This is a genomic window from Pseudanabaena minima str. Chao 2107, assembly GCF_051131155.1.
GTDB classification, from domain to species: domain Bacteria; phylum Cyanobacteriota; class Cyanobacteriia; order Pseudanabaenales; family Pseudanabaenaceae; genus Pseudanabaena; species Pseudanabaena minima.
Genome location: NZ_CP159508.1, coordinates 4,644,781 through 4,661,752 on the forward strand (window position 1 = coordinate 4,644,781; position 16,972 = coordinate 4,661,752).

Annotated in this window: 14 protein-coding genes and 2 pseudogenes; 8 read left to right on the forward strand and 8 right to left on the reverse strand. The window is 42.6% G+C overall.

Translation table 11 applies throughout. From position 1 onward, the window contains the following. Positions 1 to 49: 49 nt before the first annotated feature. Positions 50 to 2,800: a bifunctional acetate--CoA ligase family protein/GNAT family N-acetyltransferase gene (locus ABM313_RS21050; protein WP_434685097.1), complete on the reverse strand. Its 2,751-nt coding sequence runs from the start codon at positions 2,798 to 2,800 to the stop codon at positions 50 to 52. 340 nt (positions 2,801 to 3,140) lie between these two features. Then, positions 3,141 to 3,455 carry a hypothetical protein gene (locus ABM313_RS21055; RefSeq protein WP_434685098.1) on the reverse strand — a complete coding sequence of 105 codons (315 nt, stop codon included), beginning with the start codon at positions 3,453 to 3,455 and terminating at the stop codon, positions 3,141 to 3,143. A 132-nt stretch (positions 3,456 to 3,587) separates the two neighbouring features. On the opposite strand from ABM313_RS21055, the gene ABM313_RS21060 reads away from it, so the two are divergent. The 7 genes and pseudogenes from ABM313_RS21060 to ABM313_RS21090 all read left to right on the forward strand — a co-directional run. Next, positions 3,588 to 6,611, forward strand: coding sequence for a CHAT domain-containing protein (locus ABM313_RS21060; protein ID WP_434685099.1), 3,024 nt, complete (start codon positions 3,588 to 3,590; stop codon positions 6,609 to 6,611). A 145-nt stretch (positions 6,612 to 6,756) separates the two neighbouring features. After that, on the forward strand, positions 6,757 to 7,446 hold the full coding sequence (locus ABM313_RS21065; RefSeq protein WP_434685100.1) for a diacylglycerol/polyprenol kinase family protein: 690 nt from the start codon (positions 6,757 to 6,759) through the stop codon (positions 7,444 to 7,446). A gap of 193 nt (positions 7,447 to 7,639) precedes the next feature. Beyond that, positions 7,640 to 8,251: pseudogene (locus ABM313_RS21070) on the forward strand (IS982 family transposase); the annotation flags it as partial. A 43-nt stretch (positions 8,252 to 8,294) separates the two neighbouring features. Next, complete coding sequence (locus tag ABM313_RS21075) at positions 8,295 to 8,795, forward strand: helix-turn-helix domain-containing protein (protein WP_434683803.1); 501 nt, start codon at positions 8,295 to 8,297, stop codon at positions 8,793 to 8,795. 2 nt (positions 8,796 to 8,797) lie between these two features. Beyond that, on the forward strand, positions 8,798 to 9,010 hold the full coding sequence (locus tag ABM313_RS21080; RefSeq protein WP_434685101.1) for a hypothetical protein: 213 nt from the start codon (positions 8,798 to 8,800) through the stop codon (positions 9,008 to 9,010). Beyond that, positions 8,913 to 9,368 (forward strand): transposase, encoded by a 456-nt coding sequence (locus ABM313_RS21085; RefSeq protein WP_434685102.1) that lies wholly within the window; start codon positions 8,913 to 8,915, stop codon positions 9,366 to 9,368. Before ABM313_RS21080 ends, ABM313_RS21085 begins: the two co-directional genes overlap by 98 nt. Positions 9,369 to 9,374: 6 nt before the next feature. Beyond that, a pseudogene (locus ABM313_RS21090) lies at positions 9,375 to 9,677 on the forward strand (IS982 family transposase); the annotation flags it as partial. On the opposite strand, the gene ABM313_RS21095 reads toward ABM313_RS21090, so the two are convergent. The 6 genes from ABM313_RS21095 to ABM313_RS21120 form a co-directional block, all read right to left on the reverse strand. Beyond that, the gene (locus ABM313_RS21095) at positions 9,625 to 10,437 is read right to left on the reverse strand and encodes a hypothetical protein (RefSeq protein ID WP_434685103.1); all 813 of its coding nucleotides are present in this window, start codon (positions 10,435 to 10,437) and stop codon (positions 9,625 to 9,627) included. The pseudogene ABM313_RS21090 and the gene ABM313_RS21095 sit on opposite strands and share 53 nt — an antisense overlap. Positions 10,438 to 10,697: 260 nt before the next feature. Next, positions 10,698 to 11,003, reverse strand: coding sequence for an NADH-quinone oxidoreductase subunit NuoK (gene nuoK / locus ABM313_RS21100; protein WP_009627748.1), 306 nt, complete (start codon positions 11,001 to 11,003; stop codon positions 10,698 to 10,700). 60 nt (positions 11,004 to 11,063) lie between these two features. Continuing rightward, a complete protein-coding gene (locus ABM313_RS21105) occupies positions 11,064 to 11,672 on the reverse strand; it encodes an NADH-quinone oxidoreductase subunit J (RefSeq protein ID WP_434685104.1) in 609 nt (202 codons plus the stop codon). A gap of 131 nt (positions 11,673 to 11,803) precedes the next feature. Further along, positions 11,804 to 12,388: an NAD(P)H-quinone oxidoreductase subunit I gene (gene ndhI, locus ABM313_RS21110; RefSeq protein ID WP_434688543.1), complete on the reverse strand. Its 585-nt coding sequence runs from the start codon at positions 12,386 to 12,388 to the stop codon at positions 11,804 to 11,806. 158 nt (positions 12,389 to 12,546) lie between these two features. Then, positions 12,547 to 13,665 (reverse strand): NADH-quinone oxidoreductase subunit NuoH, encoded by a 1,119-nt coding sequence (nuoH, locus tag ABM313_RS21115; protein WP_434685105.1) that lies wholly within the window; start codon positions 13,663 to 13,665, stop codon positions 12,547 to 12,549. Beyond that, on the reverse strand, positions 13,665 to 14,846 hold the full coding sequence (locus ABM313_RS21120) for an NAD(P)H-quinone oxidoreductase subunit H (RefSeq protein WP_190580035.1): 1,182 nt from the start codon (positions 14,844 to 14,846) through the stop codon (positions 13,665 to 13,667). The genes nuoH and ABM313_RS21120 overlap by 1 nt, the downstream gene beginning before the upstream one ends. An 851-nt stretch (positions 14,847 to 15,697) precedes the next feature. On the opposite strand from ABM313_RS21120, the gene ABM313_RS21125 reads away from it, so the two are divergent. Beyond that, positions 15,698 to 16,876 carry a molecular chaperone DnaJ gene (locus ABM313_RS21125; RefSeq protein ID WP_434685106.1) on the forward strand — a complete coding sequence of 393 codons (1,179 nt, stop codon included), beginning with the start codon at positions 15,698 to 15,700 and terminating at the stop codon, positions 16,874 to 16,876. Positions 16,877 to 16,972 lie beyond the last annotated feature (96 nt).

A 16,972-nucleotide genomic window follows, 5' to 3' on the forward strand; every position in this document is an offset into this window, starting at 1 on the left:
GAAATTGTTAAAAGCATTGCGCAGCAATGCTTTTAACAATTTCTTTGATCTAGTGGGAATCCACAAAAATAGCTTTTAACATCCCTTGCTCAGCATCTTGGTGTAATTGAAAGCCTAGTTTGCGACAGAGGCTTTGCATTTTGTCATTGCTATTGAGGATGTAACCAATGATCGCCTCAAGTTTTTCTTCCTTACCAACCTCCAACAGTTGGCGTAATAACTCCGTACCTAACCCTTGATGCTGATAGCGATCGCTAACGATGAGTGCAAATTCCGCTTCGTTTGTACCATGTAACTTACTGAGCCTTGCTACTCCCAAAATCTCATGCTCTGATGTTTGGGGATTTTTATAATCAGCAGCTAAGACGATTTCGCGATCGTAATCAATGAAGCAAATCCGAGTGAGTCGCTCATGGGCAATCCGTTGCTTAAGTTTGACCATGTGGGCATAGCGCAAATAGACGCTCTCTTCTGAGAGACTTTGGTGAAACTGCACCATGAGTGGCTCATCTTCAGGACGGATCGGGCGAATTTTAAGGAGATCTCCTTTTCTTGATTCCCATAGCTGCACATACTTAGTGGGATAGGGGCGAATCGCAGGAACGGGGCGATTGTCAATATCAGCGGTTGTATGAAGAACTACTCGCGCATCTAGAGCAATCATGCCCTCAGGAGAAACCGTCAGAGGATTAATATCAATTTCCCGAATTTGAGGCTGCTCAACGATTAACTGGCTAAAGTTAACCAATAACTGTTCAAGTTTGGCAAGATCGATCGCCTTTCTTCCTCTGACTCCCTGCAAAGCTTGATAGATGCGTGTTTGCTCCATCATTCGTCGCGCAAGGGTAGTATTTAATGGCGGTAGCCCTAAAGCACGATCTTGAAAGATTTCTACTAATTGTCCTCCCATCCCAAAAAGCATTACCGAACCAAACTGAGGATCGAGACTACTTCCTAAAATCAGTTCGTAGCCTTCCATCTTTACCATAGGCTGTACAGTTACGCCCAAGAAAGCTTGAGGATCAATAGCACGCACTTTAGAAGCGATCGCCATAAAAGCACGAGTAACGGCTGCGGCATCAGATAGATTTAAGCGCACACCACCCACATCAGTTTTGTGCGTAATCGTTTCAGAATGGAGCTTCAGAACGACAGGATAACCAAAGCGATCGGCGATTTCGACAGCTTCAATATCGCTAGTAGCAATTTCAGTCGGTACGGTGGGGATACCATAGGCAGCAAGTAATTTCTTAGACTCATATTCAGTTAATAGATTGCGATCGCTGCCGAGGGCTGGCGCTAAGATTTTTTCAGCAAGCAGGCGATCAGGCGCATGTTGATCCGAGTCCGCAGGTAAGGAAGGTGTTTCATAGATCCCTCGTAAATTGTAGGTATACCGCCACATATAGTTAAACAATCTAACGGCAGTATCGGGATAGGGATAGGTGGGAATATTCGCTTGATTGAGGATTTGGGTTGCTGCGGCAATTTCTGCGCCGCCCATCCAACTTGTGAGGACGGGCTTGCCTAATTGACTATAAGCCTTGAGTTTTTCCGCCGTCTGTGTAGGATTGGTCATCGCTTGGGGAGTCAAGATTACGAGTAATCCATCACTATTGGGGTCATTCGCCACAACTTCTAAAGTCTTGGCATAGCGATCGCTACTGGCATCCCCCAAAATATCAACGGGATTGTGATGGCTCCATTGAGGCGGTAAAAATTGGTCGAGTTGTTGCAATGTTTCAGGGGCTAGTTCTGACAATGCACCACCACCACTGATCAGAGCATCGGTAGCGATCGCGCCAGGACCTCCCGCATTGGTGACAATCGAGAGGCGATTTCCCTTGGGTCTAGGTTGTTTGGCGAGAATTTCTGCCATATCAAATAGGTCAGAAATCGTATGTACCCGCAAAACCCCACAACGGCGGAATGCGGCATTCAGCACTTCATCACTGCCTGTCAACGCACCTGTATGCGAAGCTGCTGCTTTTGCGGCTGCTTCTGTATGACCAACTTTCAGAACAATAATCGGTTTGTCCATGGCAACTTCACGGGCTGCTGATAGAAAAGCATGGGCATCTCCAATTGATTCCATATACAACACAATGCTGTGAGTATGGGGATCATCACCCAGATATTCAATCAAATCCCCCCAACCAACATCCAACATCGAGCCAATAGAGACGAAGGCACTAAACCCCACATTTTCGCCGAGGCTCCAGTCTAAAATCGAAGTACAGAGCGCTCCACTTTGACTAATGAAAGCAACATTGCCTGCACGAGCGATCGTTCCTGCAAAAGTGGCATTTAAACCTGCAAGAGGATTCATCAACCCTAAACAATTTGGTCCAATAATTCGCATCCCACCCCGTCTTGCTTCGGCGAGAACTTGTTGTTCTAAAGCTTCTCCTGCTTCACCAATCTCTTTAAACCCTGCCGAAACAATAATTGCACCCTTCACCCCCACTGCTACACATTCCCGAATCACCTGTGGCACTGTTGCCGCAGGTGTGGCAATTACAGCTAAATCAACTACTTCAGGGACACTCGCGATATCAGGATAGGACTTAATTCCTAATACACTATGACGCTGAGGATTAACGGGAAAAACAGTTCCTCCAAAAGGACTACGAATTAAGTTCCATAATAATGTCCTTCCAACACTTCCTTCTCTTTCACTTGCACCAATCACAGCAACAGAGCGAGGATGAAAAATACAATCAAGGGGATGACGTTGTCCTTTCCAAATATCATGGGCAGGATCACCTAAACATATCTGATTTACTAAAACTTTTTCCATGCCATTATCCTAAGCGTAGATATCAAGGTGAGAAACTCACCAATTAGAAAATAACAAAGTCTCTCTTCTATCTTTCCAACTATAGAGAATTGCAAATGAGTAAGTACTTGTACAAAATAAATTACTAAACCCCGTAAATTTGTGACCTGCAGGTCGCGAATTTACGGGGTTATATCTGTAATCAATTATGTCCATGTTCATCTAATTACATCTCATTGGAAATCCCCAAAACATACTCCAGTTGCTTTTGATTTTACAGAATGCTATTGACAAACTAAAAGTCACTATGAGAGAGGGAGTAGGGTAGGGAATAGTGTGAAGCATCTAAGGGATGTAAGAATTAACTTACAAGTAGAGCGATGAAGATTGCTATTGCTGTGACTAAGACGGCAAACATAATTTTATACTTCGAGTGAATTCGCTCTTTATCAGTTAGAAGAGCAGGATCTTCGACATACATTGGAGTCAGAATTGCATAGTTATTGAGCAGTCCTCGATCATCTACGGTATAACCACTTGAGATGGACATACTTGACTCAGGACTGGTTTCAAAAGTGGTTTCTTTAACTGCTTCTGGAACTTCTACAGAGGGTAGCTCATTGCTATCACTACGACTATCTGCTACCTTCATTTCATTGCGATCGATGGTATACATATCGGTGATTCCTCAATGAATAGTTTTATCTCTTCATTACTACAATTATACCATTTTCTATGGTAGCAGGATCAAAAATCAGCGATCGCTAGTTTCACATAAACACCAAAACCAACCTTCAAGAAGGTCATCATGCTGTATCGCTCAATCCTATCCACTTTGTTGATTTTGAATGCTTCGACTTTTTTAGCAAATTCAGCAAATGCCGAAATGCTTTCGCAGCCTTTAACTTCTCAACATAAACTGGCTCAAAGTCAACTACCCAAACCTGAACAAAACAATCTAGAGCGAGGTTTTCAGTTAGTGATTGATGGTCGCGCTCGGTTGCGGCGTGGTGAGTCTCAAGAAGCAATTCAACTATTTCAGCAGGCGATCGCCATTTTCCAAAAAGAAGGGGATCGCTTTTCGGAAGCAAGAACTCAGAATTTTATTGGTAATGTTTATCTGAATTTACAGCAACTAGATCAAGCGATCGCCTCCTATCAGGGAGCATTGAAGATTATTAGTGGCATTCAGTTACAAGATGTTAAGGAAAATTTGCAGGTCAGATTAGATGAAGTCCAAATTTTACAAAATCTAGGCTTTACTCTAAATCGAGCTAATAATTGGCGACGAGCGATCGCCTCCTACGAACAAGCCCTAGAGAAAGCGCGAGCCATTAAAGCCCAAGATCAAGAATTAACAATTCTCAATAATATTGGCAATATCTATGTGGAGATTGGTCAATTTAGTCAGGGACTAGAACGATTGCAGCAAGCTCTGGCTATTTATGAATCCACGAATAATCAAAAAAGTTCGGCAGGAATCTTACTAAATATTGGTTTTGCCTATCGCCGACTAGGACAATTTGAGAAAGCTTTAGACTTCTATCAACAATCCTTAAAGTTAGTGCGTGTCACAGGTGAACGCAAAATCGAAACTAGCATTCTCAATAACATGGCAGGGGTATACCGCAGTCAAGGAAAATATTTACAAGCTTTAGAAGCATACAAAGCTTCACTGGAAGTATCTCAACAGCTTGATTTAACCAATCAGGCAGCAACTACTCTCAGCAATATTGGAGTTGTCTATAAGGAATTAGGACAACTAGATAATGCTTTGCGGTTTCAAGAATTAGCATTACAAAAAATTCAAAAACTGGGTGATCGTCAAGCAGAAAGTATCTTTTTAAGTAATATTGGTTCTATTTACGATGACCAAGGGAATCTCAAACAAGCATTAAGTTATTATGAAAAAGCCCTCGCTATCCATAAAGAACTGAATGATATTCCTGCACAGGGCATCACATACAACAATATTGGTGAAATATATCGACTTTCAAAGCAGAATGACCTAGCAATTAGTAATTATCAGAAGTCCTTGGGGATTTTGCGGGAGATCGGCGATCGCTCTGCGGAAGCAACATCTTTAAGTAATTTGGGACTAGTATATGCTGATCTCAAACGCTATCCCGAAGCTCTGGATGTTTATCAACAGGCTGCCGCGATCCATCGCCAGCTAGGAGAGCGCCGAGGTGAAAGCATAGATCTTAGTAATTTAGGAAATTTATTTGCTAATTGGCAGCAACCAGATTTAGCAATTCTCTTTTACAAACAATCGGTCAATATTCGCGAATCCATTCGCAAAGAACTGCGATCGCTATCTATTGCAGAGCAGAAAACCTTTACTGGGACGGTCGAAAAAACCTATCGTGATCTGGCAAACTTACTTCTTAAGCAAAATCGTATTTTAGAAGCTCAACAGGTTCTTGATCTATTGAAGGTACAAGAACTAGACGACTATCTTAAAGATGTGCGCGGTACTTTAGAAACAGCCAAGGGGATCGAACTTCTAGCACCTGAACAGAGATTTTTAACTGATTACAGTGCGATTCAAAATCGCGCTATTCAAGCGGGGAAGGAGCAACTAGATATTTTAAAAGTTACTCAAGCAAATCGATCGCCCCAGCAAATTCAGCGACTACGAGAGTTGCTCGATGTCCAAGCACAATCATCCCAACAACTCAATACCTACGTGCAGAGTCCTGCTGTGGCAACAATTTTAAACCAAATCAGTCAAGGCGGCGATCGATCAAATGCGGTAAATCTTGAGCAATTCACGGCTTTACAAAAGACTCTCCAGCAACTATCACAAAAAACTGCCATTTTCTATCCTCTTATATTAGAAGACCGATTAGAACTAATTCTTGTGACGGCTAATGGTGATCCGATTCGGCGCACTGTGGCGATCAAACGAGAGGATCTCAATAGTGCGATCGTGGATTTCCGTTCTGATGTTCGTGATCCAAGTTCCCTTGATATCTTGGATTCATCGCAACGGTTATATACTTGGCTGATCGCACCGATCGCGGCTGACTTACAAAAAGCTGGTATACAAACGATCATCTATGCCCCTGACGGACAGTTACGCTATCTGCCGATCGCTGCACTCTATGATGGCAAGCAATGGTTAGTGGAACGCTATGCGATTAATACGATTACTGCTGCTAGCCTCACGAATTTAAGCGATCGCCGCCGCAATAGTCAGCCCCTTGTGCTTGCAGGTGCTTTTACATCTGGCAAATATATCTTTGATGTGAATGGGCAAACTTTTAACTTTTCGGGATTACCTTTTGCGGGTAAAGAAGTTAATAACCTGATTGCTAAACTGCCTAATTCCGCTAAATTTATTGATCGGGATTTTAGCGTTAAGTCTACTGTTGCTAAATTTAATCAATACAACATTATCCATCTGGCAACCCATGCTGCTTTTGTGATTGGGAAACCCGAAGATTCCTTCGTGCTATTTGGTGATGGCAGTCGGGCAACCTTACGGGATGTATCTACATGGTCGTTAAAAAATGTTGATCTTGTCATTCTCAGTGCTTGTGAGACAGGGCTAGGTGGCACACTTGGTAATGGTACAGAAATAATGGGCTTTGGCTATCAAATGGAATATGCAGGAGCAAAGGCAGCGATCGCATCTCTTTGGCAAGTTTCCGATGGTGGTACACAAGCTTTAATGGATGCTTTTTATGGCATACTCCAAGATACAAAGCTAACCAAAGCTGAAGTATTAGCCAAATCCCAACGAGTGCTGATTAATACTGGTAAAGATAGTAACTTTAGTCATCCTTACTACTGGTCACCATTTATCATTATTGGTAATGGCTTATAAGGGACTTGACGAGAAAAAATATACCACCGAGTTTGTATGGCTTCGACTTCGCTCAGCCAACGTTGGCTGAGCGAAGTCGAAGCCGTAGGTACTTTAATTAATCGCAAGTCCCTAAGCATTTTTGTCCGCCTCTAAAGCTTGTCCTATGCCCATAATTAGTGATATCTCTCCGATCGCCACCCTCACGCTCCAGATTAGTGCTGTGGCTATTTGGCTTGGGCTTGTATTTTTAGCTTCTGCAATCCTACGTCGCTTCAAACATGATCCAGAACTTGTGCGGAAGGTTGTACATATTGGCACTGGCAATGTCTTATTGATTGCATGGTGGTTGCAGATCCCGACATGGCTATGTGTGACCGCAGGCGTGACCTTTACGGCGATCGCTTTAGCCTCACACTATACGAATATTTTGCCGATGATCCATGATGTGGGACGCAAAACCTACGGAGTGTTTTACTATGCGCTCAGCATCACGATTTTAGTAGCTCTTTTTTGGGAGCAGCATCCCCAATATGCGGTTATTGGTGTGATGGTGATGTCTTGGGGCGATGGCATGGCGGCGCTAATTGGCAAACGCTTTGGTCAGCATACCTTTGTACATCTAGGCAATAAGCGAAGTTTTGAAGGTTCTTTTGCCATGTTTGCTACCAGCTTGATCGTAATGCTTGGTATTTTTGGAATTACTCACGGTATTCAGCCCCGTGACCTTGGAGTTGCAATACCTGTTGCCGCGATCGCCGCCCTACTTGAAGCCTATTCCCCTGGGGGAACCGATAATCTCTCGGTTCCCCTATCTAGTGCGGCTTTAAGCTATGTACTCCAATCATTTCTGTGACACAGTGACAAAGATCGCATCTTCGAGCCAATAGTCTTTCATCTCATCAAATCTTTTCTCTTGGATTCCAGATAAAGGATTTGCTACAGTTATTTTTTCCTTTACAGGACGTGATGTGCAACTAAGAAAGTGCAAAAAAACTCACAGCCGAAAGTGTTAGAAAATAGGACTAACCCCATTAGCGGTGAGCATCATGTTTTCTATAGAATATTTTATCATTGCCGTCTTTTGCAAAATTGATGAGTTACTCAAAGAAATAACGGTAGAGCATGGAGTCAGAGCAAAAGGATTTGCCCCAGCCCTAAGTGACAGCGAAGTGATGACGATGGAAATCGTTGCTGAGTATCGAGGAATAGAGACCGATATAGGAATCTGGCAATATTTTCGCGAGCATTGGCAAGCATGGTTTCCCGCCTTAAAAAGTCGCACCACCTTTGTCCGACAGGCAGCTAATCTGTGGCAGTACAAAGCGATACTCCAACAAAAACTAGCTGAACAGTTAGGTGCTTTAGATGATGATGTACATCTGATTGATGGAGTACCCATACCTCTGTGTTACCTCTGTCGTTCATCCCGTTGTCGTAGCTTTGAAGATATTGCTGACTATGGTTACTGTGCAGCTAAAGACATGCATTACTATGGCTTTCATGGGCATGTTCTCATTAGTGGTAGTGGTGTAATTACGCAGTTTGCACTTACTCCTGCTAATGGCAATGAACGAGAAACTCTCTGGGATTTAGTCTCCAACATTCATGGTTTCCTGATTGGGGACAAAGGATATCTTATACCAAAACACAAAGAAGAGGCAACAGATGATATAAGAGAAAAAGGAGAAAGAGGATAACAAAATGGCAGGGGTATATAGATTAGAAATAAGTGAAAGCGAAGAAGAGCTAAAAGAGATGCTAGGGCGGCAGAAAACAGGCTCAGATAAAGAACGAGTGCAAGTATTGTACTTACTGAAAAGCAAGCAAGCTGGCACAGTGCAAGCCGCCGCTCAACTAATCGGGAGAAACCGTAGCACAGTGCAAGAGTGGATCAGAGGATATCGAGAGGGAGGAATAGCAGGAATACTAAGCCATAAACCAAGAGTAGGCAGAATACCCAAAATCCCAGATTGGGCGCAAAAAGCACTGGACAAACAACTGCAACAGGAAAAAGGATTTAATAGCTACGGAGAGATACGACAATGGCTACAGGAAAAACTAGGAATCGAAAGTACCTATAAAAATGTGCATGACTTGGTGCATTACCGAATGAAGGCAAAACCAAAGGTAGCCCGTCCCTATAGCGCCAGTCAAAACCAAGGGCAACGCGAGGAATATAAAAAAAACTCTCGGATAACCTAGCCATGGTGGCATGGTATGCCGTGACCGTGTTGGGATTAACGGGAAAAGTCCGATTCTTTTGTCAAGACGAAACAAGGATTGGTTTGAAAACCATCAGTGGTCGTAAAATAACGGCTCGTGGGGTCAAACCCAAGGCAAAAGTCCAGTGGCAGTTTCAGGCTACATGGTTATACGGCATCGTCGAACCTGCGACGGGGAGAAAGCTTTTTCTATGAATTTAGTCATCTCAACACTGACTGTTTTCAAATATTTCTAGACCTTGTATCAGAGAAATTTGCAGACAGCATAATTATCTTGCAAGTTGATCAGGCTGGTTGTCATCGGGCTAAGCGTTTACGATTACCTCACAATATCATTTTGATATTTCAGCCTGCTCATTCTCCAGAATTAAACCCAATTGAGCGGGTTTGGCTACATTTGAAGCAAGGGTTGAGATTTTCTTTACCCAAAAATATGGATGAGTTGCGGCTTTTGGTCAAGAATCGTCTCTCCGAAATGACTAAATCTGTAATTGCTTCTCTTGTCGGTAGAGATTCCATACTGGATGCTCTATCTGTTGCCTCTCTTTTGTGATTTGGTATTAGTCAACCACTCAAGCAGGATTTACAGACATTTGCCGTTGATTTACAAACGTCTCTGCGCTCGAATATGCATGATTCCCGTCCTCGTTGGTGGGTAAGATTGATTGTCAAGGTACGGCGTTTGATTGAGACGGTTATTGCTCAATTGGTTGCTCGTTTTCATCTTGATAAGGTTTGGGCTAGGGACATCTGGCATCTTTCTAGTCGCCTTAATCGTAAAATCCTTGCTCATACTCTTTGTTTTTGGCTCAACCGTCACTCCCTTCATCCTTTACAGTTTGAATCCTTGGTTGTTTCTTAATTCTTAGTTGCACATCGCGTTTTACAGGATCGATGGCTAATAAAGCGATCGCATGTTGAATTCTTGTGCCTGATACTGGCTCCATCACGTGCAAAACTGCCATTTGTCTGCGCTTCACCAAATCTGAGATCGTGAGATTTCGTTCATACTGAGGAGCAAGTCCTAATTGCTCCATTGCTTGTATTTCTGAGAGAATACTTGTCCCTTGCCGACTCGTGCCTGCGAGCTTAACGACATCTAACTCTGTAGTCTGTGCTGCTGGATTGACCCGACGTGAGAGTGTAGCAATTGTGGCGGCGGCACAACTGTAGGGAGTTGTCTGTAAGACGATTCCTTTGAGGATTCGATGAGATTCAAGTAAATCTGTTATTGGCAAATTTTGATAAACCAACAAAAACACTGATGAAATGCTGATGAGTAGGAAAAGAATTAGTTGCTGTAGGCGTTGCCAATCTTTCCAAGCTGATATTTCTAATAAAAGCATTAGTCCTATACAAAAGCTACAAATGAGCAAAATACCTTGCCATGCGTAAGCTCCTACATAAAGTAAAATCCAATCAGGAACCCAAGGACTATTTTTGCCATAACTCATCAGGATAATGATTAATACAATGATTCCGAATGTAATGGAACCAATCAAGTAAACTTGCTTTTGATAATGGCGTAATGCATTGTCAGCAGTTAGCCCCTTTTGAGCGAAATATCTGCCAAAATATGAACCGATCAAGAAAAATATACAAATTGCGATCGCTAAAAACATCAGTTCATTGGTTTTATGATTTCCAAAATGTTTTATCTATAAGGCGCTTTGCGCTGGTTTAAAAACCAGAAAGATTTTTGAAAGCGCCGCTTTCAAAAATCTTTCTCTACTACTCAAAGCCTTAATAGGCTATGGGAGCTATCCTACTCCCTTCCCACCCAATAATTAGACATTGCGGCGCTTCGCGCCGCAATGTCTAATTATTGGGTTTAATGTATATTATTTGAGTGGGAAGGGAGTAAATATAAATTTTGAATAACTTACCAACGGAGCAAGTTAAATTGCTCCATGTCCACTGTGTCACGACTGCGATAAATCGATAGCACGATCGCTAAACCAACGGCGGCTTCAGCAGCAGCGATCGAAATGACAAAAATGGTAAATACTTGACCACGAATGCTCGCTGAATCCAAGAAGTTAGAAAAAGCCATCAGATTCAAATTAACGGCGTTTAACATTAGCTCCACCGACATTAATACGCGCACAGCATTACGACTGGTAATTAATCCATAGATGCCAATACAAAAAAGTGCAGCCGCAATAATCAAAAAAGGTTCTAAAGACATATCTGTTTACTATTAATTGCAATGTATTAATAGATAATTACCGCCTTCGGCGGTAATTATCTATTTAGAAGCAACAAGTTGCTCTTTGGGCTTTTCTAATAACTCCAGTGAGTCTTCATCAACTTGACCGACTTTCACAGCATCAGGCACAAGCTCACGACGAGCCAACACGATCGCCCCAATGAGAGCGACCAACAGCAAAACTGATGCCAATTCAAAGGGCAGTAAGTAATCACTAAAGAAGTGCTGACCAATCACCACCATCGTTGAAGGCAACTTTGCGATCGTTGGAGTAACAGCCCAGTCTGTCGAAATAACTGTGGCTCCTAGCAACCCAAATAGACCTAAACAAACAACACCCGTAACAACACTGCGTAAAGCTCCATATTTGACATCTTGGTAGTCTTGGCGCTTGTTGACCAACATGATCGCAAATAGGATCAAAATATTGACAGCCCCAACATAAATTAGGACTTGAGCTGCCGCCACAAAATCAGCATTGAGCAACAGATATAGTCCTGCAACACTGATAAAAGTTGCGCCGAGCAGAAAAGCTGCATAGACGACATTTTGTAACAGCACCACACCCATTGCCGAAGCCGTTAGCATTGCAGCTAAAACAACCAAAGATACGGTTTGTGAACCATCACCTAGACCGATATTACTCATTAAAATCTCCTTCAGTAATCTTGTCTGTTATACCAATTTCCGAAATTGTGGCTACACTTTTGGAAATTAAAAGCCAAACCCAGCAAGGGTTTTAAAAACACAAAATGGCTTAGCCATTTTGTGTTTTGGTATTATTTCTCGGAAGTAGCTTCGGCAATTTCTTCAGGACGTAGCCCCGCACGCTTAGCAGTATGAGGTGTTTCATGCCCCTCAATTACACCCTTCGGCAAATAAGCAAGCTCACGAATTGGCGTAACAAATGGATCTTCAGTAACCTTGGTGGGCATCCGTCCGAGGGCAACGCTATCAAAGTTCAACTCATGGCGATCGAAGGTTGAGAGATCGTATTCCTCAGTCATAGACAAGGCATTAGTGGGGCAGTATTCTACACAGTTACCACAAAAAATACATACCCCAAAGTCAATGCTATAACTCTTGAGTTCCTTTTTCTTCATTTCTGTGTTGAATTTCCAATCCACTACAGGCAAGTTAATTGGACATACCCGCACACAGACTTCACAGGAAATACACTTATCGAACTCAAAGTGAATGCGTCCACGAAAACGCTCAGAAGGGATCAGCTTTTCGTAAGGGTACTGCACCGTAATCGGACGACGACGCATATGGTCAAAGGTTACCGACATGCCTTGTCCGATATACTTAGCTGCTTGGACAGCGTCTTTGGTGTATTCACCAACTTTATTAAGAAATTTCAGCATGGTGTTTTGATTGTTGTAGAAAATTTTGAATTAGGGCAATTAGCTTTTAGCTATTAGCTATTGGCTTTTAGCTTTTGGGATTAGGTTTAGAGCAGTCAACAACCTAAATCTACAAAGTCAACTGGTCGCGAAAGCTAAACGCTAAGCGCTAATAGCTAGCCGCCAAAGGCAAATGGGAAAGCTAGTTTCAAAGCTGCGGTAATCAGCAGATTGGCAAGTCCAATTGGTAATAGAAATTTCCAGCCAAGGTCAAGTAATTGATCAATACGAACGCGGGGAACTGTCCAACGTAAGAGGATCGCAAAGAAAATAAAGGCATAGGTTTTGACTAGGGTTGCCGTTAGCCCAATGAAAGCAGCAATAACTTGCCACCAAGCTGTATTCGCTTCAATACCAATAGCTTCGCTAACTTTGTCGATGGGGAATGGTAACTCCCAACCGCCGAGATACAAAATGGAGGCTAGTAGACCAGCTAGCAAAAGGTTGGCGTAAGAACCACCATAGAAGAAGGCAAACCTAATCCCTGAATATTCAGTTTGATAACCAGCAACCAGTTCTTCTTCTGCTTCTGGCAAGTCAAAGGGTAAGCGCTCGCATTCGGCAAGGGCCGCGATGATGAAAATGACAAAGCCAATCGGTTGCCGCCAAACATTCCATGACAGAATCCCATATTCAGCTTGCTGATTGACAATATCAATGGTGCTAAGTCCATTGGTCATTAAAGCGATCGCTAATACAGCCAGTGCTAGAGGAATTTCATAACTGATCGACTGCGCGGCAGCCCGTAAACCACCAAGCAGCGAGTATTTGTTATTTGAAGAGTAACCTGCCATCAGTAAACCAATGGGGGCAACGCTGGAAATGGCAATGATGAAGAATACGCCTGTGCCAATGTCAGAAATAATTAAGTTCTGACCAAAGGGGATGACTAAATAACATAAAAAGACGGAGGTAAATACCAACGCAGGTCCGATCGTGTAGAGCAAAGGATCGGCTTTTGCAGGAATTGTACCTTGTTTGATTAAGAGTTTGCCTACATCCGCAAGGGGAATCAGTAAACCAAAGGGACCTGCATATTCAGGTCCAATCCGTTGTTGAGCCGCAGCAGAAATTTTCCGCTCTAACCATGTGCAGACCAGTGCGCCCACGGTTACGCCTAAAACCATTACTGCCATGGGCAGTAACATCCAAATTACTTTGGCGACATCGGCGGGTAAGCCCAGCCCTGTCAGGATTTCAATTAAAGATCTTTGTAAATCAATTCCACCGTACATTAGCGATCGACCTCACCCATAATAATGTCCACACTTCCTAAAATTGCCATGATGTCAGCAAGCTTCATGCCGCGTACTAGATCTGGCAAGATCTGTAAATTAATAAATCCTGGTGGACGAATCTTGAAACGCCAAGGGAAGACACTATCTTCACCAATGATATAGACACCCAGTTCACCCTTTGGTGCTTCGACACGGACATAATGTTCGCCTGAAGCAACTTTGAATGTGGGTGATGGTTTTTTGCTAATAAACTGATAGTCCATCGAGTTCCATTCGCTCTTAGGACCAGCGAGGACTCTCTGGGCTTCGAGGTTCTCGTAGGAGCCTCCAGGAATTTGCTTGAGGGCTTGCAGGATCATTTTGGTGGATTCGCGCATTTCACGGACGCGCACCAAGTAACGGGCTAAACAGTCGCCGCCATTGTCCCACTGTACATCCCAGTCAAGTTCGTCGTAGAGTTCATAGTGATCGACTTTACGCAGATCGAGTTTTACTCCTGAACCACGCAACATTGGACCTGATAAACCCCAGTTAATTGCCTCATCGCGGGTAATTGTGCCAAGTCCTTCAATCCGCTTACGGAAGATTGGGTTATTGGTGATTAATTTTTCGTATTCGTCAATGACGGGAGTGAAGTAGTTGCAAAAGTCTTCACATTTCTCGATCCAGCCATAGGGTAGGTCGGCGGCAACTCCCCCGATCCGAAAATAGTTATGCATCATCCGCATCCCTGTAGCTGCCTCGAACAGGTCATAGATCATTTCCCGTTCGCGGAAGACATAGAAAAATGGGGTTTGTGCGCCGATGTCTGCGACGAATGTGCCGAGCCACAGTAGGTGAGAGGCGATGCGGCTGAGTTCTAGCATGATCATCCGAATGTAACTGGCGCGACGAGGCACTGGTACATTAGCTAGTTTTTCGGGTGCATTGACGGTGATTGCCTCGGTGAACATGGTTGCGAGGTAATCCCATCGGGTCACGTAGGGCAAATATTGGATAATCGTGCGATTTTCGGCGATTTTTTCCATGGAGCGATGTAAATAGCCCAAAACAGGCTCACAATCAACTACATTTTCGCCGTCTAGCGTGACGATAAGTCTAAGAACGCCGTGCATGGATGGGTGGTGAGGTCCCATATTTATGACCATGCGTTCGGCTTTGGTTTCAATCATCACCATGATTTGCGATCGCCTCTTTACTCTGTAAACTGTTGCTCTGGTTAAGTAGTGCTAGTTTTTGCTAGTGATCTAGGATATGCAGCACATCCTAAACGTTTGTTATTTTAAGTCACGGCTTGGGCTATTGCTTTAGCAATTGACTCTATTAGTTATGTTATTTAAGTAGATATACCTTGATGGTTATCAGTATATCGTCATGTTGGAGCGGGAATATGAGTTAAAAAGTAGCTGAATGATGATTTATGCCATAATTTATCCTGTTAATTCGATAGATAAAAATCTATGCTTTAATAAAAAATTATTACTTAATGATTATATAAAATCCATATAAAACTTGAGACTTTTATTGAGGGATAAATTGCCTTGAAGATGATTATGAACGTGTCAAGGGTAAGTTTTTGGCTGAAGAAATTATGTGAGGCTAGGCGATCGCCTAGCTGTTGATTTTTTATAAAGCTTATTTTCTGAAAATAGATCTAGGTTATAAAAAAACAAAATGGCTACGCCATTTTGTTTTTTTATAAGTAGCTAAGAAAACCCGTAAAGTTTTGCCCCGCGGGGCAAAACTTTACGGGTTTTGCTTTGTAATTAATTATGTATAAGTACTTCCCTATAGTGAAATTAGGGCGACTGTGACAGATCAGTATTAAGACAATTGCTCTATTTTTTTTTGGTCTTGATATTGGTATAAATGACTTTGATTAAGTAGATATCCATAAAATATTGAACCCCCAATCCTTGAAAACACGAACAAAATGCATCCAAGAATTGGTTTTTGATGTTATCTATATCGAGCTACTTAAGATTCAGAATCGCTACCATTATTTAAATCATGGGCAAAGCAAGAAAACATGAATCAGCCCAAGCAGACTAAGCTTCAGTTTATTCGCTTTGATCGAGGTATTAGTCAGTACAATCATGACTACTACGCTGCTTTGGGTTTACCAATCATTAGCAATTCTACTTACATTCGCAATGTATATTTGCGGATTGCCCGCATCTTGCATCCTGATGTATATGGCTTTTCGGCAGAAGAAAAAGAAATTGCCACCCAATATCTCGCAAAACTGGTCAACCCAGCCTATAACGGGCTAATGAGAGAACAGGATCGCATAGCCTATCAAGGGATATTTAAGTTGCTTTCCAAACGTTTAATGCAAAGATCTCGGAATATCCAGATTCATTCGGAGAGTGCCTGTGAGTTAGTAATGAATCCTAGTGATGAGGTTTACGAGCGCTTAGTTACAGAAATCGCCAAAGTACAATACCAATCACTCACCCAAATTCTGGAGCATACGGCAGAAATCAGTGAGTTAAATCTGGTTTACATCCTTTATAAAGAGGGTTATCGGCATGGGGCAGTTAATATGCCACCAGTACTTGCGCCAAAGTTGACACCCAAAAGTACTAAATCGCTTACCACAAACTTTCTTCCACCACCCTCCAAACCTAGCTATACCTACAACCTCCAGTATGCTACTGATCAACAGGCTAGTAATCTGCCAGCCAACCCCGATGAGACGATCATTCAGCCTAGAGTAACAGACTACTACGATATCCAGAATGCTAGTCATCTACGAGCTAAATCTGATGAGACAATCCTTCAGACTAACTTTGCGAGCAATGACATGCAGATGATTAACAATCGCATCAAGGTTTGTGAAATCTATATATTGCAGAATAATTGGAAAGCGGCTCTCCAAGACCTGCGAGACATCTTGAGAACTGATGAAAACAATAGCAAATGTCTTGCTTTGTTAGGTGTGGTTTACACCAATATGAATCAACCCCAAATGGCAAAAGCGAGCTTCAAGCGATCGCTTTATCTTAATCCTCAAGAAGCTTTAGCTCTCAAGCATCTTCTAGAATTAACTGATTCTTCTAATGTGGATCAAAAAAGCGCGAACAATGCAAACAGTAGTAAAGGCGATCGCCCACTAAAGTCCTCAACTATTAAGAAACCAACTCAACCACAAAAGCATAGTTGGCTATCCCACCTGCTCCAATGGGCTTTTTCCCGACGCTCCTAAAACAACGTGAGACTTTACCTATTTTTTCCTTTGCTATACATAGAGGATTTTCTGGGGTGACTTGGAGAGAAAAAGCAGCATAAAAGCCTAAAGTAA